The sequence below is a fragment of the Aliifodinibius sp. S!AR15-10 genome, assembly GCF_031569985.1.
Classification (GTDB): Bacteria; Bacteroidota; Rhodothermia; order Balneolales; family Balneolaceae; genus JAMQKA01.
Window position 1 is genome coordinate 105,044 of the sequence record NZ_JAMQKA010000016.1, and the last position, 26,573, is coordinate 131,616.

Genomic DNA, 26,573 nt, shown 5'->3' on the forward strand with positions numbered 1-26,573 from the left:
TACGATCTTGCTTTTTAGTACATCGATTTTAGCTCCTGACTCAGAAGCGATACAGTCTACAAATAAATATAGCTGGGTGAATTCTTATGACTATGATCCCGGTGAGAACGGCATGTTTTATAAGACTTATTTAAAGAAGAAGATCAGCCTTAATATGAATGACGTGTCGCTGGAGAAGGCGCTTCGGGTAGTGGCCCAGAAAGCTGGTCTCAGGCTCACGTATCGTAAAGACAGGATTACGGAGAAAACAGTAACGGTGAACAAGAGCCGGATCAGTGTTAGTGATGCACTTCAGCTTTTGCTGAAAGGAACCGGCCTGGATTACATGTTTTCCAGGGACAGCCACCTGGTGATTAATTCAGCAAGGCAGCAATTCGAACAAAGTATGGCCCAGGTTGAAGGTACGGTCACAGATGCCGAAACCGGGGACCCGCTGCCGGGTGTGAATATTGTAATCAAGGGTACCACAACTGGTACATCTACCAACACAAACGGGCATTTTGAGCTGACCGTATCGTCGCTTTCCGATACGCTCATATTCTCTTTCATCGGGTATCAGAATCGCGAGGTGCCGCTTAACGGCCGCAGTAATCTTAATATAGCACTGTCTCCGGCTGCTATTTCCGGGGAAGAACTCGTGGTTGTGGGATATGGATCGGCCCAGAAAAAAGATTTAACCGGTGCCGTGGGCACAATCGGTTCTGAAGATATCTCCAGTAAGGGAACAACCAACCCTATATCCGCCTTGCAAGGCCAGGTAGCGGGTGTAGATATCAGTGCGAATACCGGTCTGCCGGGCAGTAGTTTTGATATCGATATACGCGGTGTGAACTCCCTGAGCGGAGGCGATCCCTTGTACGTGGTGGATGGTGTTATGACAAACAATATTGACTTTTTGAATTCCAACCAGATTAAGCGCATCGATATTTTAAAAGATGCTTCTGCAACCGCTATATACGGTTCTCGTGGGTCAAACGGTGTTGTTTTGGTTACCACAAAGTCTGGTGAAATGCAGGGTGAACCGCGATTCAACTACTCAAGTCATGTGGGAATTAGAACGATTGCCAATATGCCGGATTTCGTCAATGCCGAGGAAGGCATTACCTATACAAAGAATAGGGGAATTACCGAGAAATTGGTTCAAGGCGAATCCCTGAATGCACCTGACAATCTGTTCGGATTTCCCACTGGAGAGGATCATGATTACTGGATGAATGTGATCGAAAACGAAAATTATACAGACTGGGTAGATCTGATGATGAGGCCGGGTATTCAGACCAATCACTTTCTTTCGGCTACAGGTGGAACCGAGAGCCTGAGTTATCTGATCGGAGCCGGTATTTTATCAGATAACGGGAATATAGAAGGACAAAAGTATAACAAGTACAATTTTAAAGCGAATATAGATGCCGATGTTTCCGACAAGTGGGCCATGGGTGCAAATATCAATTTATCTTATACCGACAAAGACTGGATGAGTGAGAGGATCATGCAGCAAATTTTCCGTATGCCAGAATGGACACCTGCTTTCAACGAAGACGGCGAAATGATCCAGATACCTATGAAGGGAATATCCGGGAATGTGAGTCCCCTGGCCGAATCGAAGTACAATGTGTATGAGACACGGGAAAACTATGTTATCTCGAACTTTTATCTCCAGTTCGATCCGGTCCCCTGGATTACGTTAAAGTCCACATTTTCCCCGAACGTGCGAATCGGGCAGGTCGGGTACTACTGGGACAAACTTGCCTATGGTGGGCAGGCCGGAGGTCAAATGACCAAAACTCAGGATTTTTCTTATGTATGGGATAACCAGTTGAGCGCCATTCAAGAGTTCGGTGATCACCGGTTTGACTATGATTTCATCTATTCTATGCAGATGGATCGCAATAACAGCCTGTTCGGCTTTGGCTGGGATCTCCCCTTTAACTCCGAGTTCTATAACCTGGGTAGCGCTACGTATCCGGCTGTTTCCAGTGACTACCGGAAAACTTCGCTGATGTCCCTGACAAACAGGTTGAATTACTCTTACAAAGATCGCTACCTGTTTACAGCTACCGGTCGCTGGGATGGATCCTCTAAGTTAGCGCCGGGTAATAAATGGGCCTTTTTCCCATCGGCAGCTGTAGCTTGGAGAATTTCTGAGGAAAGAGCTATTCAAAATATCCCGGCAATATCCAACTTAAAGCTGCGTCTCAGCTACGGGCATACAGGTAACGACAATATCAATCCCTATTCAACACAGTTTTCCGTCGATCAGCAAACCTACTACGATTGGAACGGCTCTGTGGCCACTGGTTTCAGACCGAATTCAATTTCCAATAAAGAACTGACCTGGGAGCGTACCCGGGAATGGAACCTGGGGCTGGACTTCGGCTTCCTTCGTAACCGTATTACCAGTGAATTTAACGTGTACGACAAGTTGTCGAAAAGCCTGCTGTTATCGCGTAAACTGGCTGTACCAACCGGCTGGGGAAGTATGAATGATAACATCGGGTCGTTAAGTAATAAAGGTCTGGAGATTCAGCTGAGGACCGTAAACATCCAGACCAACGATTTCAGATGGCAAACCAACTTCACCTTCTCGACCAACGAGAACGAGATTGTTGAACTTTACGGGGGCAAAGAAGATGATGTAGCCAACCGCTGGTTCATAGGCGAACCCGTAAATGTGGTATATGCCGCAGTATTTGATGGTATCTGGCAAAAGGATGAACTGGATCCAGGCCAACGTCAAGAACTAGAAGGAACTGCCAAGGTTAAAGACCTGAATGGCGACGGGAAAATTGATGTGGATAATGACATGAAGGTGCTTGGCTCTCCTCAGCCAAAATGGACCGGCAGCTTCTCAACCACATTTAACTATAAGAACTGGGATCTGTCTGCAACACTGTATACCAAGCAAGGGGTATTCCTGTTTAGTGATTTCCACCAGGAATTTACGGACTTCAACAGTAAGCAGATTCTGGACGTACCGTATTACATGCGTGAGAATCCACACACCGAGGCCCGGTACAGCAATACTTATCCCCAACCAGCTTACCAGGGACAGTATTGGGGTGAGGATGCAGAGGATTATGGATATCCAGGGTTCAATAAAGATGCCTCTTTTGTGAGATTGAAAAATATCACGCTGGGGTACAACATGAGTACTTCGCTGCTGGACAAAATTGGTATCCGAAAAATGCGGTTATATGCAAATGTTTTGAATCCCTTTGTATGGACAAAATATGACGGTTTTGACCCTGAGTGGGCTGGTGCCGGTATCAGTGGCTCCGTGTCTAACTCCACCTCATTCAGAGTATTTCAATTTGGAACCAACATTACATTTTAAGGATTATGAAGAAATTACATTATATAGTTGTATTTGTTTGTCTTCTGCTTGCAAGCGGCTGCTCTGATTTCTTGCTTGAGGATAATAAATCAAGTAAAACAGCCGAAAATTTTTATAATATCAAACGAGGCTACGAATCATTAATTAATTCGACTTATACCACTCTCAGAGAGGTACGCCAGTCTCCATATATGTACTCTGCGGGAACCGACCTGTTTTTTGGATCCCACCAGGATGCGCCACAGGGACTCACCACCTACCAAACCCTGACGCCCGGTAGTCCCCAGGTGAGCGGTTTCTTCCAAAACCTGTACGAAAGTATCCAGGTGGCCAATACCGCCCTGCATTATGCAGACAAAACCGAACCCTTCCCGGAACTGGAGTCGCGCAAGGGCGAGGCACGTTTCCTGAGAGCGTATTACTATTTCTTGCTGGTGCAGTCGTTTGGGGATGTCACCATGGTTGAAAAAATGGTGGCTGAACCGATCACTCATTTTGAGCGGACTCCTGCAAGTGAAGTCTATCAGTTCATTATCTCTGAATTGGAAACGGCAATCGAAGAATTGCCGGTAACTCAGTCAGACTACGGCAGGGTAACGGAACGGGCCGCGCGGCATCTTCTGGCCAAAGTCTATCTGACTCGAGGATATGAAGACTACGGGGAGTCCACCGATTTCGAAAACGCCGCCTCATACGCGGATGAAGCTATCGGAGGTGAACCACTTTCAATGCCGTATAAAGACATTTTTGCCTATGACAATGATGCTAACAGTGAGGTGATAATGTCGATCCAGTATGACCAGGAATCGTTGGTTAACGGTGGGCGCCACAGCTGGGACTATCCCTGGGGACCGCTGATTCAGGCACAGGGAGAAGGGGTATCCAAGAAAAATATTCTTCATCCTACAGAACATCTTTTCAAACTGTATGGAGAGTATGATGACCGGTTTGAAGGTACCTTCAGGAATATGCATACGTCCCCATACGTGGGAGCAGTGCTGAATCCGGAGAACTCTCCCGTTGAGTACTACTACCCGCGGACGAGTGAGCAACTCTCTGATACCACACAGTGGAGGGCTGAAGATCCGGAAAACCGAAATGAGACCGATATTGTGCCAATTGGGCCGACTTGGTGGGATGGTGACAACCAGGGAAGTTTCCCGGGCCTTATGAAGTATGACCGGATCCAAACCAGCGATGTAAACTATACGCACGACGTGTTTTTAGCCCGTCTTGGAGAAACCTATCTGATTGCAGCTGAGGCCTACTTCAAAATGGGAGATAATGCCACTGCTGCAGACCGGATTAACGAAGTTCGGCGACGCGCTGCCATGCCGGGACACGAGTCGGATATGCTGATAAGCGCCGGGGATGTGACGATAGATTTCATCCTGGATGAACGTGCAAGGGAACTGGCAGGAGAGGGATTCCGCTGGTTTGACCTTAAACGCACCGGGAAGCTTATGGAGCGTACAAAGGAATACAATCCCCAGATCAGATCACTTGCTGAAAGTGGATCGGATCCGTTTTTGGGAGCGGGTGGGAACTACAAGATCCTTCGTCCAATCCCACTAAGCGCTATCTCACTCGATAGCGGTGAGTATCCGCAAAATCCTGCTTATAACTGATTACAAAGAGTATTCTCAGCAAGCTCAGAAAGACTTGTAACTAAAAATCTACCTTCATCACTATTTCACACAGGCCGGTTGATAACTGGCCTGTGTGTTTTTTATATTAAAAATTATTTTTTATATATGAATAAAATGACGGGATAGGTCCTGCCTATATCAATAATGATATAGACGCATGGGAAGGATAACGTTGCACCCACCTTTGGTGCCAGGGATTCTACCTGTCTGCACAAACTGAAATATTATATACTCATTGAATTTTGTATGGATTTTAATGTTAAAAACCTGGTGCTATGCGTTTTTTTAGGAGTAATACTGACAAATTGTGCACGCGAATCAGATTCTGCGGGCTCTTTGCTTTCTGATGAGATCCTCCGGGAGCACGTCTCCTATTTTAACCAGATGGAGGAGGAAGGCATTGTTAACCATATCTCCAATGCGGAGTCGGCCGATTGGCTGTCCAATAACGTGCCGCTGTTTGAGGCCCCTGACTCCACCATAGAGCAGATCTACTACTTCCGCTGGTGGACCTTTCGCAAGCATATCAAGCAGACGCCGGCAGGATTTGTACTCACAGAATTCATCCGGCCAGTGGGACATGACGGGAATTTCAATACGATTAGCTCCGCATTGGGACACCATCTCTACGAGGGCCGATGGCTGACCGATCCAAGCTATATGGACCAGTACACCAATTTTTGGCTGATATGGGAGGACTATGCCGAGGATGCGGATCTGCACAAATACAGCCAGTGGACAGCCGATGCGATTTATAAACGTTACCTGGTCAACAAGGACCAGGGTTTTGTGACAGCGCTTCTTAATGAATTGGACAAGGATTACCTGCAGTGGAAGCGCGAAAAGCAGTTGCCCAACGAAATGTACTGGCAATATGATGTGCGCGATGCGATGGAGGAATCGATAAGCGGCTCGCGGACCGACAAAAACGCCCGGCCGACCATCAACAGCTACATGTATGGCAATGCTAAAGCGATCGCAAAAATTGCCGGGATGATCGGGATCGACAGCTTGCAATCGGTTTACACCCAGCGTGCCGAACGCCTGAAGCAGCAAGTCCATGAAAACCTTTGGGACGCTGAAGAATCCTTTTTCAAAGTGCTCCACCCCAATGGCAAACTTGACGGTGCCCGCGAGGCGATCGGCTTTATCCCATGGTATTTCGGTTTGCCGGAAGACAGCGCCACCTATGGAAAAGCATGGCAACAGCTGCGCGACCCGGAAGGCTTCGATGCGCCAATGGGACTTACCACCGCCGAGCGCCGTCACCCCGAGTTTCGAACTGCGGGAGTGGGTACTTCTGAGTGGGATGGTGCCGTTTGGCCCTTTGCAACTACGCAGACACTGAAAGGATTGGCGCGTTTACTGAAATACTATGAAAATCACGACATGACCGAGCATGATTTTTTCGACGAATTGAAGACGTATGCTGGTGCTCACGAGAAATATGGACGACCCTATATCGGGGAATACCATGACGAGGTCAACGGCAAGTGGCTGCATGGCGATAATCCCCGAAGCATCTATTACAACCACTCTGGCTTCGCAGACTTGATAATCAGCGATCTGGTGGGGATTCGTCCACGCGCAGATGAAACCCTGGAAGTGAAACCATTGATACCAGAAGGAGAATGGGATTGGTTTGCGCTGGATAATGTAAACTATCACGGGCGCGAGCTTACAATAGCCTGGGATCGTGATGGCAGCAAATACAATCGTGGACCCGGTTTTCAAATTTGGGTGGACGGCGAACGTATTCACCAATCTGAGTCCATTGAGTCTGTAAATGTACCATTGCCGGCATCGGGAATGTAAAAGTATCTCCAAATCCGTATGCTGTGAAGTCTTTATAGTACAGGGAATTAGGCCTGGAAGAGTTGTAAAAAACCTAATAAATTCTTATTTAAAAATAGTTTTTATATATAAAATCAAGCTTCTGCCTTAAAAGAGGCTTGCGGGATTCGATAATTCATTTAAGTAAATAATCAAAAATCAATAAGGGAAAATACGACATGGGAGTAACCGGTAAAGGTATATGCCAAATATGTTTATTTGTTATCACTTTGCTTTTCGTTTTAGCAGCATTTGAAACGCCGGCTAAGGCACAGTATCCAACGGTGCCGGAATCATTGGAGCAGCAGGCTGACAGGAAGATGCAGCGGATCCAGGCGCGGTCGGACAGCATCTGGAAGCAAGTGGCTCCTACCGTAATGGAGCAGCATCAGAACGGGCGACCCTACATTCCATACGCCTCCATTCCCAGCCATCTGCCCCAGGCCGATATCCCTGCATTTCCCGGTGCCGAGGGAGGTGGCGCCTATACCCCTGGGGGTCGTGGCGGAGATGTCTATGTAGTCACCAGCCTGGCCGACAGTGGGCCTGGAACCTTCCGCGAAGCCCTCGAGTCCGGCGGGGCGCGCATTGTGGTTTTTAACGTTTCCGGCATTATCAGGCTGAAAACCCCGATATATATCCGGGCTCCCTACATCACAATTGCCGGGCAGACCGCACCGGGCGATGGCGTGTGTATTGCCGGGGAATCTGTAAAGATCAATACCCATGATGTGGTTATCCGTCACATGCGGTTCCGGCGCGGCATTACGGATGTCACCCGGCGCGACGATGCCCTTGGTGGACCCGCGGTCGGCAATGTGATCATCGACCATGTTTCGGCTAGCTGGGGCTTGGATGAGAATATATCGATTTACAGAAATATTTTTGATACCGGGCATGATGAACAGAAATTTCCCGCGGTAAACATCACGATTCAGAATACGATCTCATCGGAGGCGCTGGATACCTACAACCACGCCTTCGGCAGTACGTTGGGCGGACTCAACAGCACCTTTATGCGGAATCTTTGGGCCAATAATGTGGGAAGGAATCCATCCGTTGGGATGTGGGGCGATTTTACATTTGCCAACAACGTGTTGTTTAACTGGTGGAACCGGTCGGTTGACGGCGGAGATTACCGCTCAATGTTTAATATGATCAATAACTACTATAAGCCAGGACCCATAACACCCAAGGGCGATCCGGTAGCCCATCGAATTATTGAGCCCGAACGTGGCAATATCGATTCCCTGGCGTGGGGACGTGCGTATGTAGATGGAAATCATATTGTGGGATATCCCGAAATAACCCGGGATAACTGGGCTGGCGGAGTTCAGCTTGACGACATGGACTTTGAAGAAGAACAAAAGTACCTGCCATACCTGAAAAGAGAAAAGCCGTTTCCCTTACCCGAAAATTTTACCCTGATGCCGGCAAAGGAAGCCTATGAATTTGTACTCAATAACGCGGGCGCTACCATTCCCAAGCGAGATGCGGTGGACCAGCGCGTGATTGAGCAGGTGAGAACCGGTGAGATCAATAATACCAATGGAAAAATCGTGGATACCGGGAGTCAATATGTCTCTCGTCGGATGCCGGATGATTCATATAAAAAAGGAATCATCATGGATATCAGCCAGGTGGGCGGTTACCCGGAATACAACGGAGAGCCATACACCGATTCGGACAGTGATGGCATGCCGGATAGATGGGAAGAAAAATACGGATTGAATCCTGAAAATTCTTCTGACGCCACCGGCGATCTGAATGGAGATGGCTACACGAATATCGAGATGTATATCAACGGCATTGATCCAACAACAAATGTGGACTGGACCGATCCAAACAACAATTATGACACCCTGGCCGAAAAGGGTAAGTTGATGGGAAATTAATCTTAATAGAACACGGATTACACAGATGATGCTGATCGGACACGGAGTCCAATATTCATCGGTGATTATCCGCCCAATCAGTGTTATCTGTGTTCAGTTTAGCATTTTAGAAATTGAAAGAGAACAGATGCGAAGAATTGATTGGTTGAGATGTGGTATCGCCAGTATACTGGTGATTTCTATCCTGTCAGGGTTACCTGGTGTGGGATGGGGCCAGGATAGGCCGGCTCGCCCCATATCGGAAAATGAGCAGGGTGAGCTCGTATATTCCAAAGATGAGCGCGGTAATCGCATCCCCGATTTCTCTTATGCCGGGTATATGGCGGGAGAACAGCCCATTCCTGACGTGCCGATTCGCATCGTAGTGCCGGTTAAAAAGGGAGATGATACGCGACGGATCCAGGCTGCGATCGATTATGTGGCCTCCCTTCCCGCCGATGATCAGGGCGTTCGCGGGGCCGTGTTACTGGAAAAAGGTACTTACAAAGTGGGTGGACACCTTACGCTTTCCGCTTCCGGGGTTGTTCTGCGGGGTAGCGGAATGGGTGAAGATGGAACGGTCTTGGTGGGAGCCGGGCAATCGCGAGAAACCCTGATAAGGATTGCCGGCATAAACGATCGAAAACTGCAGAAAAAAGTTGAGATAACTGATCCCTATGTGCCCGTGAATGCCATGCAGTTTAAGGTGGCAGAAAACCATCACCTTCAGCAGGGAGATCGCGTGCAGGTACGACGCCCAAGTACGGAAGCGTGGATTGAGGAGCTGGACATGGCAGAGTTCGGCGGTAAAATTGATTGGATCGGCTGGAAGCCCGGCGAACGTGATATTGTGTGGGATCGTACTATTACGGAGGTTGAAGGTAACACGATCACTATTGACGCCCCGATTACCACGGCACTGGATTCCGCCTACGGAAGTGGTTCAATTGCGGAATACCACTGGCCGAGCCGGATTCGACAGGTGGGTGTAGAAAATATCAGGCTGGAATCTGCTTATGCCGAAAGTAGCCCCAAAGATGAATCGCACCGCTGGATGGCGATTTCTATGGAGAATGTCTTGGACGGCTGGGTTCGCCAGGTCGTATTCGAGCATTTTGCGGGTTCGGCTGTGATGATACGGCGCACCGGCAGACGAATCACTGTTGAGGATAGCAAGTCGCTGAATCCGGTCTCAGAAATTGGCGGACAGCGTCGCTACACATTTTGGACCAGGGGTCAGCAGACGCTTTTCCAGCGCTTGTACGCCAAAGATGGCTACCACGATTTTTCCGCCGGGTATCTTTCTACGTTAAATGCTTTTGTGCAATGTACATCCGACCAGCCGCATAGCTTCAGCGGGGCGATAAACAGCTGGGCGTCGGGCGCCCTTTTTGACATCGTCAATGTGGATGGAGGAGCACTTCGATTTTTTAACCGGGCCCAGGGTGCCCGCGGGGCTGGCTGGACCGCCGCCAACAGCATGATCTGGCAGTGCAGTGCTTCAAAAATTGAATGTGACAAGCCACCCACTGCTCAAAACTGGGCGATCGGCATTTGGGCGCAGTATTACGGCGACGGCTACTGGGGCAATGTAAACGACCACGTCCAGCCGCGGAGCCTCTACTACGCGCAGCTTTCGGATCGATTGGGCGAGCACGTGCAAGAAAGGGCCAACCTTTTGCCGATAAGTACCAAGTCATATACCAGTCCCACCAAAGCGGAAGCCGCACAGATGATGGCACAATCCACTGAGCCCCCGCCGCTACTGCAAGACTGGATCGACCGGGCATTTGAACGAAATCCTATTCCAACCGCGGCTTCTGGAGTTAAACAGTTGCAACCATCGGATGTGGCCAGCTCCCCATCGAAAGAAGCTGTTTCACCAGTGGAAATGCAAAATGGCAAGCTGGTACAAAATGGCCGACTGTTAACAGGTAAACGGCAGGGCGTGCGCTGGTGGCGTGGTGAAGCAAGACCCTACGGAGCCCGGGAAGCCACCCCGCATGTGACACGCTATGTGCCGGGACAATACGGTGACGGGCTCACCGACAGCCTGCAACAGGTTATAAAATCGTTTGATGAACAGCATATAGCCTCACTGGATCACAATTATGGACTTTGGTACGACCGCCGCCGCGACGATCACCAGCGCGTGCGGCGCATGAATGGGGATGTATGGCCTCCCTTTTATGAGCTTCCGTTTGAACGAAGTGGTGAAGGCACAGCCTGGGATGGACTCAGTAAATATGACCTCACCAAATACAATCCCTGGTACTGGAATCGCCTTGGTACCTTTGCAGATATGGCTGAGAAAGAGGGAATCATGCTCATGCATCAAAACTATTTTCAGCATAACATCCTGGAGGCCGGGGCGCACTGGGCCGACTTCCCCTGGCGTTCGGCCAACAATATCAATGATACCGGATTTCCCGAACCACCACCGTATGCCGGCGACAAGCGGATCTTCATGTCAAAACTATTTTACGACAGCATGCACCCGGTTCGGCGTCCGCTTCACCAGCAATACATTCGAAAATGCCTTTCCAACTTTGCGGACAACAGCAATGTGATCCAGCTTATCGGGGCAGAATATACCGGGCCGATCCACTTTACCGAATTTTGGGTTGATACCATTGAAGAATGGGAATCGGATCACGAAAACGACGCCCTTATAGGACTGAGTGTGACCAAAGATGTGCAGGATGCGATTCTTGCAGATGCCCGCCGATCAGAAACGGTTGATCTTATTGATATTCGATACTGGCATTACCGGGAAGATGGCAGTCTATATGCCCCAAGTGGTGGTGAATACCTCGCCCCGCGACAACATGCGAGGCTTGTAGAAACAGGATCCAGCTCGTTCGAGCAGGTCTACCGGGCTGTTCGCGAATACCGAAATCAATATCCAGACAAAGCGGTTACCTATTCCTCGAAGGGAGAAGGAGAGTATGGCTGGGCCGTGTTCATGGCCGGCGGGTCGCTGCCACGTATCCCTGAAGTTGAAGATCCTAAATTCCTGGAGGATGCCTTGGCAATGGAACCTTTATCGAAGGGGGAGTCGAATATAGATCAATGGATTCTGAGTAATGAACGCGGTGAATATATCCTCTACAGCCAAACTTCGGAACCGGCTGAGTTTAAAGTAGCAGATGCCAAGCAGGTAAAAATAAGCTGGATCAACCCGGAGAGCGGCCGCACCGTTAAAAGAAATTCCAGACGTGTTGAGGGCAATTCCATTCAACTGGATATGTCTTCAGACGAGCCTGTGGTAATTTGGATTTCAAAAGAATAGATAGTCTGACAGGGATTAAAGGATGAATAAAAAGAAAAACGAATGAATCGTGTATATCCATAGCGTGGGAATGAATTTTCGCGCAAGTGATAAAGGCTGATATTCCGTTCAATCTCGTAATTTTAACCACTAAAAAATAAAGTACTCAACGAAAAAGGGATAAAATGAATAATACGATTGCACTGGATTACAAAGTAAGTAACTGGACTGCATTGGTCTTTACAGTGCTGTTGTTGTTACTAGCTGTGGGATGTGGTAAGGAATCAAGCAGCGAAAATGAGAACCAAGCCGTTGTGGAAGAGGAATTTATCTATGAAGTAGCCTCCTTTCCCTCGGCTCATGCCTCAACGATTGAGGAGACGGAAGAGGGGGTAATAGCGGCTTGGTTTGGCGGCACTGAAGAACGGAATCCTGATGTGGGCATCTGGGTGAGTCGCAAGCCCAATGGTGGAGAATGGACCGAACCGGTTGAGGTGGCTAACGGTGTGCAAGATGAGGAAACCCGGTATCCGACCTGGAATCCCGTGCTATACCGCACGCCCAAGGGTAAAATAATGCTTTTCTACAAAGTGGGACCGAGTCCCTCTGAATGGTGGGGTATGCTGATCACCTCTGATGACGGCGGTCAAACATGGTCGGAGCCGGAGCGGTTGCCGGAAGGGATTTTGGGACCGATAAAAAACAAGCCGGTTCTGCTGGACAATGGTGATCTTATCAGTGGCTCAAGTACCGAGCACGATGGCTGGCAGGTGCATTTCGAAATTTCTCAGGATACCGGGGAAACATGGCAAAAAGTGGGTCCTCTTAACGAGGGAGAAGAATTTATGGTCATCCAGCCGACAATACTGAATCACGGGGATGGAACCCTCCAGATGCTTTGCCGCAGTCAGAGCCGGGCTATTGTGGAATCCTGGTCAGAGGATTATGGTCAGAGCTGGTCACCGCTTTCCAAGAGTTCGTTGCCCAATAATAATTCCGGCCTCGATGCGGTAACCCTGGATGACGGTCGCCACCTGCTGGTTTATAACCACGTGCTTCCACCGGAAGGAGCGGAGAGAGGCAAAGGGGAGCGAGCGCCCCTGAATGTCGCGGTTTCAGAGGACGGTAAAACCTGGAGTGCTGCACTGGTGCTGGAAGATTCAGAGATCAGCCAGTACTCTTATCCGTCGGTGATACAGTCGGAGGATGGCATGGTTCACATCGTTTACACTTGGCGACGCGACCGTATTAAGTATGTAAAAGTGGATCCCGATGAGTTGGAGCTGCGTCCGATTGAAAATGGGGAGTGGCCGGTACAGGTAGAATGAACGGATTGTGACAGAATGATGCATTTGGAAATAATTAATCCAAGGTAATTCAGGGTCAATCCTCCTGTCCTTCCGCCAATAGGCAGACAGGCTATTCTCCAAGAGCTTGCACCGACGGCTCATAATTCTAAGCATCAGCAATTTTTTGTTCTACAGCAAATACCCAGAAGTCCCTCTTGGAGCCGTGACCAACTACCGGCGGTACGGTGACCGACCACTGGCGGTAGAGGGATTTAGGGAGATTGAATTCTCGGTACAGTAGAAAGCTGATATGCACAGTCTTATGGCAAGAAAATAGTATTAATTACTCAGATAAAACCACAAAGCAATGTTTTTAAATACAAGAAAAAGCTGGCTCGCAAGTGTAATTACACTCCTAATTTGTCTGGTGTTCGGAACGAACGCAGAAGCCCAGGAATACGAACCGAACTGGGAGTCGCTCTCCAAACACCAGGAGGTCCCAGAGTGGATACGGGATGCAAAGTTCGGAATATACGTGCACTGGGGTGTATATTCGGTACCCGCCTACAATAACGAGCACTACTACAGCCACATGCACAATACGGCGCCTTATGCCAAATTGGGAACTCACCGGCGGCACGAAGCTGTTTATGGGCCGCTTTCTGAATTTGGATATCACGACTTCATCCCGCGATTCAAAGGGGAGAATTTCGACGCCCAGCAGTGGGCCGAGCTTTTTGTGAAAGGCGGAGCCCGGTTCGCCGGAATGGTGGCCGAGCACCATGACGGCTTTGCGATGTGGGACAGCAAATGGACCCCGTTCGACACGAAGGAGATGGGGCCCAAGCGAGATATTGTTGAGGAGCTGAGCCAGGCGTTGCGCGCAAAGGATGTCAAGTTTGTGGCCTCGCTGCACCACGCTCTTAATTATGGGTATGTGGATCCCAAACCGCAGTGGGAGGCTTCCGATCCCAAATACAACAAGCTCTACGGTACGCCCATGGCTAAGGAAAAATGGCTGGAGATGTGGGTCGGCAAAAGCAATGAGGTAGTGGACAAATTTATGCCTGATCTCATGTATTTCGATTACTGGCTGAAAGAAATTCCCGATGAGTATGTAAAGGACTACGTGGCTCACTACCTGAATGCAGCAGAAGAGAAAGACAAGGATGTAATCATTACCTATAAGGAGGAAGGTCTTCCGGAAGATGTAGGCATGAAGGATCATGAGATTGATGGTCCGGATGAAATTGTGGATAAATCATGGCTAAGCGACATGCCGATTGGCACCGGGGCGTCGTATTCCTGGGGCTATGTGGATGCTATGAAAATTCACGGACCCGAATATATCATTGAACATCTTATCGATGTAGTGAGTAAAAATGGGCAGCTGATGTTGAATCTATCTCCCAAAGCAGACGGGACGATTCCGCAGAACCAGAAAGATGTAGTACATCGTGTAGGCCGCTGGCTTTGGTCTTTTGGGGAAAGTATCTATGAAACCAGGCCATTTGCAGTGCATGGAGAAACAACAGAGAATGAACACGAGGTGCGATATACGCAAAAGGGTGATTACGTGTATGCCATTTTTATGGACTGGCCGGGCGTGAATACCGAGATTAATCTTGAGGAATTGAACAAACAAAATCTCGATGACCCCCTCAGTGATGTGAAGCTGCTGGGCCTCGAAGAGATCCATGATGCATCCTTTGAGGAGGCCAGTGAAGGCATTGGCATTACGCTGACGGTCCCCGATGCACGTCTGCCGGATGAATTCGCCGTTGTGTTCCGGTTTGAAACAGAATAAACGACCAATTCGATAACCAATAGAAATGGTTTTATGAAGAAATCAAGCGTTTTCATTCTTGCAATATTCGGAATTCTCTTACTGCAACCCGTTCATTTTTTGTATGCTAATACCAGCGGCTTACAGCAAGCAAAACCGGATACAGCGGCATGGCAGGAGGCTGACTTTGAGATTATTTCTTCCGGTTATTCAACCTATCAAGTTGATGACCTGGGGCACCCTTTCGAAGGGCGGGAGAACTGCCTCGTTCGCGTAGCCCCGGAGCTGCGTGGCATTTCCGGTATCAAGATTCCGGTAGAGAAGCTGGAGAAAGCCAGCCCTGTTGCAATTGATATCGAGCTTGATCAATCCGCCCAAGTGCTATTGGCACTGTTTCAGGCGGATGACGAGAAGTATCTAAAGCCCACTGATTTCAGCGGTGACCTGTCATCGCAGCCAATCCTTGAAAATGGACTCACGTTCACGGGCCTTCCGCCGGTTGATATTTATTCGCTTGAGCTGGAAGCGGGCGAACATACCATCCAACCACGACGCAACGGCCTGTTTTCGTTAGTGGGAATTATTGATGCGGATCAGCAGATCACGTCCCGCAATGCCGGTCGCATGGATGGCCGCGAATGGGATACGTTCATCGTGGAAGGCTTTTCGGAGAAAGCTACACTATTTGATATCGTCGGCGGGAAGGACAAGCCGGTGGTCGACGAAGGCATGCCGGGCACCGAAGGCAACCGCGGCGGTTTTGAAGGCGGTCGCCTGGTAAAGATTGACGACACCTACCATATGTTCCCGACCGAGCGTATCGGGGAAGAGGGTGTTGGATCGTACCAGGATCGCGTCAAAACCCGTATTGCGCACTGGACCAGCAAAGATGCGATCAACTGGACCCGGCAGTCAACGCTGTTTGAATCGAGCGGTGATTATGCAGTGACTGATGACGACAATCCCGCTAATGACCGGCGCAGTGCCCTCTGGTCCTTCATGCCGATTTTTAATGAAAAAGCCGATCGCTGGTTCGGGACCTATGTCGGCTACACCACCCATCGGACGATTGCCCCCAATCATTCCTTTGGACGAATCTGGCAGGCAAAATCCATTGAGAAAGGAATCGATGGGATTGAGGGACCTTACGAAAATATCGATAAAATCATGGAACCGGGGCTTAATTCACAGCTTTGGGAAGGACGCCAAGGGGTTCAGTCATTTTTCCCCTTCAAAGTAGAGGACGGCTGGCACGCCTTTTACGGCGGCGGCTATCCATGGGGACAGTGGAGCAATTATCCGGATAGTACGCTGCAAGGCTGGTACGTGGGGCTTGCCGAAGCTGACTCTTTGCAGGGACCGTGGGCTCGTATGGATACGACAGTGAACCCGATCACCAGCATGCACCCGTGGTTTATCGAAAACCCGATTGTGAGCCAGCTTCCCAACGGGGTTTACATTGCCATTTATGATGGAGGTCCGGATGGCTGGGGCTTGCATCTGCCCAATATGTTCGGCTACTCGCTTTCGCTGGACGGCCTCCACTGGACCGAAAGCCACTACTTCCCGATCCGAACCAAAGTGGACAAATGGTGGGACATTATGCGCACCCCGATGGGGCTGATATCCGAGGGCAATGGTGTTTATACAGTGGTGTATGCTGCTATCGACAATGACAAGCGTTTCCACCCACTGGGGATGGTGGAGTTCCAGCTAAACAAGGATGTCCTACAACAACGAACTGAGCAGATGAGGCAAAATTTAAATATGGAGAGTATGGAACGCAGATAACGCGGATTCTACAGGTTAAGCACGGATTGATTTTTTTCTGTGCGTATCCGTCAAACCTGTGTCATCTGTGTTCTATAGGATAAATCGGAATTTGAAAGGAATCCAATAAACTAATGCACAAATCAGTAAGTCACACATATCAACGAAAAAGATCTTTTTTCTGGAGCTTTCCGCTCTTTGCAGTACTCCTTTTCATTGGCTTTATCGCCTGCAGTCAACAATCGGGTACCACTTCGGGGCAAACCTCCGTCTATAATATTGAAGATTTTGGAGCGGTCGGTGATTCTGCGACCGTCAATACGGAAGCCATCCAAAAGGCTATTGGCCAGGCACATCAGGATAGTGGTGGTACCGTTTTGATACCAGAAGGTGTCTTCTCTTCAGGTTCCATCTATTTGAAAGAAAATGTTCATCTGAAGGTAGCCGAAGGTGGTAAGCTCAGGGGAATTGCAGGCAATGAAAACTATCCCACCCTGGAGAATACACGAATTGCCGGTCTTACCGTTGATTGGCCTTCAGCCCTTGTGAATGCTATTAATACCAAGAATGTCAAAATATCCGGCAAAGGTACCATCGACGGTTCCGGTTATTACTGGTGGGAGGATTACTGGGAAAAGCGGGACAGTCTCTCTGGTACCATGCATCCCGATATAATAGACTGGCATGTGCCCCGCCCCCGGCTCGTGTTTTTTGACAGCGTGTCGGTATCGAGTATTGAGGATATCAGCCTGGAAAATTCCGGGTTCTGGACCGTGCATATCCTCTACAGTAACAGGATAGATATAAAGGGCGTCGATATAGATAATCCGGCGATTGACAGGGAGGTCCAGGCGGCAAGCACCGATGGAATCGATATCGATTCCAGCAGCGATATTTATATCAGAAACTGCTCTATCAACGTGGATGATGATTGCATCGCTCTTAAATCGGGCCGCTATTCGGATGGACTTGAGATCGACATCCCGACAGAAAATGTGGTCGTTGAGAATTGCCACTTCGGCCGCGGTCATGGTGGGGTATCCATAGGCACGGAAACCGCCGGGGGCGTGAAGAATGTGATGGTTCGCAATAATACTTCAGACGGGAACCAGGCTCCCATCAAGTTTAAGGCCCGTCCGGGGCGAGGTGGTGTTATTGAAAACATCACGCACGTAGGATGGGACATTAAAAATGCAGGCACCGTTATACATTATGCCCTCCGGGAAGCGAATGGCGAAGACTATACAGATCCCTGGACCGAGGAAACGATCCCGTTTGAGAAGGCGACTCCGCGATACCGGAATATCACGATCAGGGACCTGGAGGCGATCGGGGCTGAAGAATCCATCAGCTTTTTAGGGTGGCCACTGGCCCATGCACAGAACGTTATACTGGAGGATGTCAGCATTGAAGCGGAAACCGGGGCTGAATTCCAGTACATAGATAATCTTCTGCTGAAAAATGTTTATGTGGACGCTCCCGGCCAATCCATGGAATTTACTGGAGTACCTAATAGAACACAGAAGTAGAAAATAAGTCTTTCAAAGTGGCCTTTTGTTAGAAACCCAATTTTAATAACCATATCAAATTTCGAGTATTATGCCTTTTAATATCTATACACTGACCCGTTTACTGTTTATTGCCTTGGTATTTGTCATTCCTGACGGGACTGATCAGCCAGAAAATGCGGCTGAGGAAAACCAGGAAGTTATAACGGACAATAATGTGATTCAGCCCTACTCGGAGAATTCTTGGTACTGGCAATATGAAGGAGAGCCGGTGGTGTTAATCGGGGCAAGCGATGACGACAACCTGTATCAATGGACCGGTAAAAAGCTAACCGATCATCTGGACCTACTCACTTCGCTTGGTGGCAACTATGTTCGCAATACAATGTCCGATCGCGATGAAGGCAATGTGTATGCTTTTGACGAGGTAAAAGACGGGGTTTACGATCTTGACCAGTGGAACCAGGAGTACTGGGACAGGCTGGAATTTTTCCTTGAGGAGACCAGTAAACGTGATATTATCGTGCAGCTCACCTTGTGGGATCATTTTGATCTGAGCGGTTCCTGGGACCAACATCCCTGGAATCCCCAAAACAATGTGAACCTGGAAGAGGGAATTATTGAGGGTGAAGAAGATGTATACGGTGGCTCGCTGAGCCAAAATATTGAGCCGGTGTTGAATTACCAGCAGAAATACATCAAAAAGTTGATGTCCGTTACGCTGCAGTATGGCAATGTGTTGTATAACATCAATAATGAGGGCAGTCAGAGCAGCGAGTGGGATAATTACTGGGCAAAATTTATCAAGCAGCAGGCCAATGAAGCAGGCAGGGATATTCACGTAACGAGTATGATTTTCGATCCCTCCAGTTCGGTGCGACACGCCATGACGTTCAGTGATATTTATAGTTATGTTGACATTTCACAGAATAACCAAGACTCGCGCGGAGGTAGAGGACCTGCACACTATAACAATATCATGGACTGGAGAAAAAAGCTCGGTGCCAACCCCATGCCGATGAATAATGTCAAAGTCTACGGCTCGCAGGATGGTCCCAATTACTCGGCGGGAAGCGGACGGGAAGCGGTGGAGCGTTTCTGGAGAAATATCTTCGCAGGTACCGCATCAAGCCGTTTCCACCGTCCCGCAGGCACCTGGGGCACTGGACTTAACGAACGGGCGCAGACCAGCCTGAAAGCGATGTCGATGCTGCTGGAGGAGCTCGATATTTTCAACGCCAGTCCACACAATGATCTGCTGTCTTCATTCGTCGAACTTCAGCCGTCCGCCATGGAGGCCTATTGCCTGGCCGATATCGGGGAGCAGTATGCCGTGTATTTTCCAGGCGGGCGCTACACGATTGATCTCGACCCGTGGGTGTTTGCAGAGAAAATGAAGATAAAATGGCTACACATTAACGAGGGCACTTGGTCGGAAGAAGAGATTGTGGATGTCCAGTGGGAGGGCGGCATCAACCAGTGGGGACACCGCGGGACTGTCCGCCTCGAAACGCCTGGCAACGAACCGTATGTGGCCCTTATCGAACCCGTTGAAGAGTAAAGATATAGAAGGAAAGTGGATGAAGGGATGATGTAGATGTCCGTAGATATCTGTGAGTATCTGCTGTATCTGTGTAATCTGTGTTCTATCAATTCCAGTAATTAATAGCTTGAGTATGATCGACGCACTTCAAAAAGGGCTTGTTTTGCTTGTAATTACTTCAATTGGAATAGGCTGTTCAGAGCAGAAGAAAACCACTAACAACATACTGCGACAAGAAATAAATACCTTTGAGGAGCTGAAATTCAACTTCCAGGATCCCCCCTCTCATTACCGGTCGGCCCCGTTCTGGGTCTGGAACGACCGGGTGACCGAGGAAAAGATCGACCGCCAGCTCCGACAGTTTAAAGAGCAGGGAATCGGCGGTGTGTTCATCCATCCGCGGATGGGACTGATAACGCCCTATCTCTCAGGTCGGTGGCAGGAACTGTTCAACTATGCCGTAGAGCAGGGCAAACAACTGGATATGAAGGTGTACCTGTATGATGAAAACTCATTCCCCAGTGGGTTTGCCGGTGGACACGTACCCGTCGAGATGCCGGAGTCAGTCAACAAGGGTCATGGGCTGGCGCTGGAGCGGGCGGAGGAGCTGCCTGAAAATGTGTCTGGTGACTATCATTTGATCCTAAAAAAGGAAGGTGAAGAGTTTGTAGACATTACCGACCGTGTGGAAACGGAATCGGGCGAAGAGGGGAGTTATTATCTCTACAAGAAAGTATTCTACGAAAAGAATGATCCTTGGCACGGAGGGTTTTCCTATGTGGATCTGATCATGCCCGGTGTGACAGAAAAGTTTCTAGATATTACGACAAGCGGATACCAGCAGAATTTTGGCGGGGAATTCGGCCAAAACGTGCCGGCCATCTTTTCTGATGAAGCCAACGTGGAGTACCCCGATGTGGAAAACAGCATTCGCTGGACGCCCGATCTGTTTGAGCAGTTTCAAACAGCGCTGGGGCTATGACCTGCGGACCAAACTACCGCAGCTGTATGAAGAAACAGGCAGCTGGCGACAGGTAAGGCACAACTACTACACATTGCTTGGCGATCTTTTCGTTGAGCGGTGGGCCAAGCCCTATTCCGAGTTTGCCGAATCAAACAACCTGCTTTGGACCGGCCACCATTTTGATCACGACTGGCCGAAGCCCAAAAATGGCGGCGACTGGGCGTCGCTTGCTTCCTACCAGCAGATGCCGGGTATAGATGTGCTATTTAATGATTACGGGGAAGAGCTGCGCGACGTCAACACGCAGTTTGGCAATGCCAGGGCGGTCAAAGAACTCAGCAGTGTGGCCAACCAGATGGGCCGAAACCGGGCGATCAGTGAGACTTACGGCGGCGCGGGATGGAACCTCACCTTCCAGGATATGAAGCGGATCGCCGACTGGCAGTTTGCCCTGGGCGTGAACTTCCTGAATCAGCATTTGTCGTACATGACGATAAAAGGATCTCGAAAGCGAGATTACCCGCCGTCGTTCTCCTATCATGAACCGTGGTGGCAGCATTTCGGCGTGCTGGGCGACTACTTCAGTAGGCTTTCGGTGGCAATGTCAGCCGGTGAGCAGGTCAACCATACACTGGTACTGATGCCCACAACCTCCGCATGGATGTACGTTGCGCCCTCCGGAACGCCATCACATATCGATTTTTATAACATTGGCGATCAGTTCCAGGCGTTTGTCAATAACCTGGAGGCGCACCAGGTGGAGTATGACTTGGGAAGCGAGCGGGTTATTCGTGATCAAGGATCGATAAGGAATTCAAGTTTTGTGGTGGGCGAACGAAGCTATGATCGTGTTGTGATTCCACCCGGCATGCGAAATGTGGATCGACACACGCTGGATCTGCTCAATAAGTATGTTGAGCAAGATGGCAAAGTTATTTTTGCGGCTGATTCTTTACAGAGATACGTGGATGGCGCTCCCAGTGAGAAACTGAAGCAGTTGCACGAAAAGGGCAGGCAGAAGCAGTGGACAAACATCGATAAGCTCACCGCATCGGTAGTGGACAGATATCTCCCGTCAAAAGGATTCAAAATCACCACCGATACCAGTAACGGAATGCTCTTCCATCGCCGGATGCAGCTGGAGGATGGACAGTTACTGCTGCTCGTAAACACGAGTGAAAAGGGGCCTGCGGAAGGCACTGTGGAAGTCACCGGCCTATCCGTGCAGCAGCTCGATCTTTTCACGGGTGATATCCGGGGATATACTTCTCAATCAAGCGGCGAATCCGTCAGTTTTTCATTCGCATTACCGCCGGTTGGTAGTCAGCTGTTTTACATAAGTGATCAAGCAAGCCAGGCTGAAGAAGCAACGCGCATAGGGCAGGATACTGCAGAAGAGGTACTGGAGACAGGCTCTATGCAGGTCCGGCGCGAGCAATCCAATGTGCTTACGCTCGATTACCTGGACCTGAAGATTGACGGGAAGACCGACCAAGATATCTATTACGCCGATGCAGCCGAAGAAATATTTGAACAGCACGGATTTGAGGAGGGCAATCCCTGGTATATGACCGTCCAGTACAAGACCAGCATTTTGGATCGAAATAATTATGGTCCTGAGAGTGGATTTACTGCGTCTTTTGAATTTGATGCAGGTGATATCAATGAATCTGCACGCAATACACTGGAGGCCGTGGTTGAGCAGCCGGAGCTTTGGGAAGTTTCAGTCAATGACACCGTGGTGGAGCCCGATTCCGGCGACTGGTGGCTGGACCGCTCCTTCGGGGTGTATGAGATCGGTGAATATGTGAAGCCGGGGAAAAACGAGATTACGCTGCATGCTTTTCCCATGACCGTCTTTTCTGAATTGGAGCGGGTATTCATCCGGGGCGACTTTATGCTGGAATCTACTGAAGAAGGATGGCGGATGACACAAGATCAGCCTTTGACCCACGGGGCATGGAACAAGCAGGGTATGCCATTTTATGCTGATCATGTTTCCTACACAAAAAATATTGAGCTGACCAGAATGGATGAAGACAGTCACTACCTGCTGCGCCTTAATGACTGGAAAGGTACAGTTGCAGCAGTCAAGGTGAACGGGGAGCAGGCTGGCGTCATCGGTTGGCCGCCCTATGAGCTGGAAGTTACCGAAGCTTTGCAAGAGGGAGGAAACAAGATCACAGTTGATGTTTACGGCAGCCTCAGAAATCTTTTGGGACCTCATCACGAGAGCCCGCGGCATTGGCGTGTCTCTCCAGGTGAATTTGGGGATGGCCCTGAACACCAGCCGCCCGGCCGTGAATACGATATCATTGGTTATGGCTTGATGGAAGATTTTGATCTGGTACAACAAAAGTTAAGGTAAACCACAGAGAACACTGAGAGCCCAGAGAAAGATAATTAGCCGGAATAAAAGACTATTTGAAGACAACAAGTAAGCTTGTAAAGTCCTCCGTGTATCTCTGTGTCCTCTGTGGTTAAAAACAGAATAATATGTTGAATTAGTTTGTAAATATTTGTATTTAAAAGTAGTTTTTAAATATGAACTTATAGATACTCTCCAACGGGACTTGGGGATTAATAAAAGGAGTGGTGAAAGAGTAATTCCCAACAAGCTTGGAGTAAGGGTAACCTAAGGACGGTGGATGGGATATTCTAAATGATTGATATAGTAGAACCGGTGATAAAATGGGCTGTTAACTATTGAAATTAAAGAAGTGTGCAAATAGCGAAACTCAAGTGTATAACAATTTCCCTAGTCACCGTTCTGTTTCTAACCAGCTGCAGTGGATCCCCATCGCTGCAGATAAGCACAACCCAGTGCAATGGTAGGACAGAACCCCTAAGCGTTGGTGTGGAGGAGCTGTCATTTAGTTGGCAGCTTTCCTCCTCCCTTCGAAATCAGTATCAGTCGGCCTGGCAGATTGTGCTGGCTTCTTCAGAAGAAGCACTTGAAAATGAAGAGTATATCTGGAATTCAGGAAAACAGCAGGGGCGCCAAAATACACGCATTTCTTATAATGGTCCTGAACTTGACCCTGCCACAAGCTACTACTGGAAAGTGAGGGTGTGGGACGAAAATGGAAATTCCACCGACTGGAGCAATCCGGGACGTTTTGTAACAGCATTATTTGAACCTGCAGACTGGCAGGGTGCCAAATGGATCGGCTACGAAATCTTACCTGAATCGTTGGAAGTTGTACCCGGCGTGCATGGTCCGGGCGACGAGCTGGGTGAGAAAGGTACTCGAAGACCAGCAGTTCCCAGGTTTCGCAAAGAGTTCAACGTTGATAAACCAGTAAAGGAAGCCTATCTCTTTATCACTGGTCTTGGTCATTACGAAGCAGACCTGAACGGCCAGAAGGTCGGTGATCGATTCCTGTCACCGGGTTGGACAGACTACCAGGAAACAGTGTTTTACAACACCTACGACATTACTGATCAGCTCAATGAAGGGGCGAACGCAATCGGCGTTACGGTGGGCAACGGATTTTATAATATAAACCGCGAGCGATATCGCAAGCTGGTGATTGCCCATGGAATGCCCAAGATGCTGAGTCTGCTGCGAGTCGTTTATGAAGATGGCACCGTACAAAATGTTACCTCAGGCCCTGACTGGGAAACAACCGAATCTCCCATCACCTATACAAGTATTTACGGTGGTGAAAACTACGATGCCCGACAAGAACAGCCGGGTTGGAATAGTACAAATTTTACCACGGGAACTGACTGGAAACCGGCACTGGAAGTAGAAGCCCCAGCCGGGGAACTTAAAGCCCAGATCAATCATCCCGTCAAGGTGATGGACACCCTGGAGGTCAAGCGAATTTTGGAACCGGAGCCAGGCACATATGTGTATGATTTTGGTCAGAATGCCTCCGGTATCATGAAGCTGGAAGTTAACGGCGCGAAGGGACAAGAAGTCATCCTGCGTCCCGCTGAACTGTTGACGGAGGAAGGGTTTGCCAACCAGGACGCTACCGGAGAGCCTCATTATTACCGATATACCTTGAACGGCGATGGCACTGAAACCTGGCAGCCTAAATTCACCTACTATGGTTTTCGATATGTCCAGGTGGAGGGTGCTGCTCCCGGCACTGCAGACCAGGGGGAGCTACCCAAAATCACTGACCTTGATTTCCTGCACACCCGCAGCTCAGCTCCACAAACGGGCCATTTTGAAACCTCTTTTGGACTCTTCAATGAGATTAATGAGCTGATCAAGTGGGCGATCAGGAGCAATATCCAGAGCGTAATGACCGACTGTCCACACCGCGAGAAGCTGGGCTGGATGGAGCAAACACACCTGATGGGTGGATCGGTTCATTACAATTACCACCTGTATCATCTCTATAAAAAGTTGGTACATGATATGATGGATTCACAGACGGAGAGTGGCCTTGTCCCAAGTATCGCACCTGAGTATGTCGTGTTCAACTGGGGCGTCGGATTCCGTGACTCTCCCGAATGGGGCAGTGCATCAGTCATTTTGCCCTGGCTGATCTACAAGTGGTACGGTGATGTACAGGTGATGGAGGAGGCCTGGCCGATGATGACCAAATATGTCGATTACCTGGAGAGCACTTCTGAGAATCATATCGTCTCCCACGGACTTGGGGATTGGTACGATCTTGGTCCGGAAGCGCCAGGCCTGGCACAGTTGACGCCCAAAGCGCTCACGGCCACAGCCATTTACTATTACGACATAACACTGCTGAGCAAGATGGCAGAGATTCTCGGGAAAACCGAAGAAGCAGAAAGCTACCGTACCCAGGCCCGGGAGATTTACGAAGCATTCAATGACAAATTTTATAACCAGGAAACAGGGATTTATGCCACCGGCAGCCAGACTTCCATGGCGATGCCGCTCGTAGTGGGTTTGGTGGATAGTCTCGAACGACAACAGGTACTCAGCAATCTGACCGACTCCATCAGGGCCAACAACAAGGCGCTGACGGCGGGCGATGTAGGATTTAATTACCTGGTGAAGGCACTGGAGCAGGGCGGGGCGTCTCAACTGCTTTACGAGATGAATACCCGGGATGATGTGCCGGGCTACGGGTACCAGCTAAAAAAAGGCGCCACGGCGTTGACTGAATCGTGGGCTGCGCTCGAACGTGTTTCCAACAACCACCTGATGCTGGGCCATATCATGGAGTGGTTTTACGGCGGACTTGCAGGAATACAGCAAGCCGAGGGCTCCCACGCCTATAGCCACATTTTGATTGATCCGGATATGGTCGGCGATATCGAGTGGACGCAGGCTTGGTATGAATCTCCCAATGGACGCATTGAATCCGACTGGTCACTCGATGGTGAAAATGGTACGCTGGATGTGAAAATACCCGTTAATTCCATTGCAACCGTGGTGATTCCATCTGCAGAGGTTGATCAGATTTCGGAATCCGGAGAACCAGTGAGTAATCATTCTGAGATCATGAATATAGCAACACAGGATTCGACGACTAATATTGAAATCGGCTCTGGGGATTGGAGCTTTGATTTCCCCAAACGGTGATTGGTAACCACAGAGTACACGGAGTTCACAGAGATTGTTGTTTGAACCTTGTGCCTATTTTGTGCTTAACTATCTATCTGTGACCTTTTAAAAATTCCCCCTTTGAATGTTCTGTTCGGGGACATGGTTTACACCCGTTCGGGGAGATCCTTTACACTTTTTAATTAGCATGTTGATTTACAGTAATTGTTCGAATTTGTTGATGGCAAAAATAGACGTCATACCTGTCCT

Annotated in this window: 13 protein-coding genes; all 13 read left to right on the plus strand. The window is 49.2% G+C overall.

What is annotated here, in order from left to right; translation table 11 throughout:
- Window positions 1-76 precede the first annotated feature (76 nt).
- A complete protein-coding gene (locus NC796_RS12480; RefSeq protein WP_310684812.1) occupies window positions 77-3,334 on the plus strand; it encodes a SusC/RagA family TonB-linked outer membrane protein in 3,258 nt (1,085 codons plus the stop codon).
- Window positions 3,335-3,339: 5 nt separating this feature from the next.
- Window positions 3,340-4,962 (plus strand): RagB/SusD family nutrient uptake outer membrane protein, encoded by a 1,623-nt coding sequence (locus NC796_RS12485; protein ID WP_310684813.1) that lies wholly within the window; start codon window positions 3,340-3,342, stop codon window positions 4,960-4,962.
- A 267-nt stretch (window positions 4,963-5,229) separates the two neighbouring features.
- On the plus strand, window positions 5,230-6,798 hold the full coding sequence (locus NC796_RS12490) for an MGH1-like glycoside hydrolase domain-containing protein (RefSeq protein ID WP_310684814.1): 1,569 nt from the start codon (window positions 5,230-5,232) through the stop codon (window positions 6,796-6,798).
- 197 nt (window positions 6,799-6,995) lie between these two features.
- Window positions 6,996-8,711, plus strand: coding sequence for a polysaccharide lyase family 1 protein (locus tag NC796_RS12495; RefSeq protein ID WP_409070373.1), 1,716 nt, complete (start codon window positions 6,996-6,998; stop codon window positions 8,709-8,711).
- A gap of 127 nt (window positions 8,712-8,838) precedes the next feature.
- Entirely contained in the window at window positions 8,839-11,982 is a 3,144-nt protein-coding gene (locus tag NC796_RS12500; RefSeq protein WP_310684817.1) for a DUF6298 domain-containing protein, read from the plus strand.
- A 164-nt stretch (window positions 11,983-12,146) separates the two neighbouring features.
- Complete coding sequence (locus NC796_RS12505) at window positions 12,147-13,289, plus strand: sialidase family protein (protein ID WP_310684818.1); 1,143 nt, start codon at window positions 12,147-12,149, stop codon at window positions 13,287-13,289.
- A 328-nt stretch (window positions 13,290-13,617) separates the two neighbouring features.
- Window positions 13,618-15,057: an alpha-L-fucosidase gene (locus tag NC796_RS12510; RefSeq protein WP_310684820.1), complete on the plus strand. Its 1,440-nt coding sequence runs from the start codon at window positions 13,618-13,620 to the stop codon at window positions 15,055-15,057.
- A gap of 33 nt (window positions 15,058-15,090) precedes the next feature.
- Complete coding sequence (locus NC796_RS12515) at window positions 15,091-16,827, plus strand: hypothetical protein (RefSeq protein WP_310684821.1); 1,737 nt, start codon at window positions 15,091-15,093, stop codon at window positions 16,825-16,827.
- A 113-nt stretch (window positions 16,828-16,940) separates the two neighbouring features.
- Window positions 16,941-18,335, plus strand: coding sequence for a glycoside hydrolase family 28 protein (locus NC796_RS12520; protein ID WP_310684822.1), 1,395 nt, complete (start codon window positions 16,941-16,943; stop codon window positions 18,333-18,335).
- A gap of 70 nt (window positions 18,336-18,405) precedes the next feature.
- A complete protein-coding gene (locus tag NC796_RS12525) occupies window positions 18,406-19,875 on the plus strand; it encodes a hypothetical protein (protein ID WP_310684824.1) in 1,470 nt (489 codons plus the stop codon).
- A 115-nt stretch (window positions 19,876-19,990) separates the two neighbouring features.
- On the plus strand, window positions 19,991-20,839 hold the full coding sequence (locus NC796_RS12530) for a hypothetical protein (RefSeq protein ID WP_310684825.1): 849 nt from the start codon (window positions 19,991-19,993) through the stop codon (window positions 20,837-20,839).
- Window positions 20,772-23,189: a hypothetical protein gene (locus NC796_RS12535; RefSeq protein ID WP_310684826.1), complete on the plus strand. Its 2,418-nt coding sequence runs from the start codon at window positions 20,772-20,774 to the stop codon at window positions 23,187-23,189. The genes NC796_RS12530 and NC796_RS12535 overlap by 68 nt, the downstream gene beginning before the upstream one ends.
- 489 nt (window positions 23,190-23,678) lie before the next feature.
- Window positions 23,679-26,342, plus strand: a complete 2,664-nt coding sequence (locus NC796_RS12540) for a family 78 glycoside hydrolase catalytic domain (RefSeq protein ID WP_310684827.1) — start codon at window positions 23,679-23,681, stop codon at window positions 26,340-26,342.
- Window positions 26,343-26,573: the final 231 nt, after the last annotated feature.

Coding starts and splice junctions, on each gene's coding strand:
- NC796_RS12485 (WP_310684813.1), top strand. CDS start 3,340: ATGAAGAAATTACATTATATAGTTGTATTTGTTTGTCTTCTGCTTGCA.
- NC796_RS12490 (WP_310684814.1), top strand. CDS start 5,230: ATGGATTTTAATGTTAAAAACCTGGTGCTATGCGTTTTTTTAGGAGTA.
- NC796_RS12495 (WP_409070373.1), top strand. CDS start 6,996: ATGGGAGTAACCGGTAAAGGTATATGCCAAATATGTTTATTTGTTATC.
- NC796_RS12500 (WP_310684817.1), top strand. CDS start 8,839: ATGCGAAGAATTGATTGGTTGAGATGTGGTATCGCCAGTATACTGGTG.
- NC796_RS12505 (WP_310684818.1), top strand. CDS start 12,147: ATGAATAATACGATTGCACTGGATTACAAAGTAAGTAACTGGACTGCA.
- NC796_RS12510 (WP_310684820.1), top strand. CDS start 13,618: ATGTTTTTAAATACAAGAAAAAGCTGGCTCGCAAGTGTAATTACACTC.
- NC796_RS12515 (WP_310684821.1), top strand. CDS start 15,091: ATGAAGAAATCAAGCGTTTTCATTCTTGCAATATTCGGAATTCTCTTA.
- NC796_RS12520 (WP_310684822.1), top strand. CDS start 16,941: ATGCACAAATCAGTAAGTCACACATATCAACGAAAAAGATCTTTTTTC.
- NC796_RS12525 (WP_310684824.1), top strand. CDS start 18,406: ATGCCTTTTAATATCTATACACTGACCCGTTTACTGTTTATTGCCTTG.
- NC796_RS12530 (WP_310684825.1), top strand. CDS start 19,991: ATGATCGACGCACTTCAAAAAGGGCTTGTTTTGCTTGTAATTACTTCA.
- NC796_RS12535 (WP_310684826.1), top strand. CDS start 20,772: ATGTGGAAAACAGCATTCGCTGGACGCCCGATCTGTTTGAGCAGTTTC.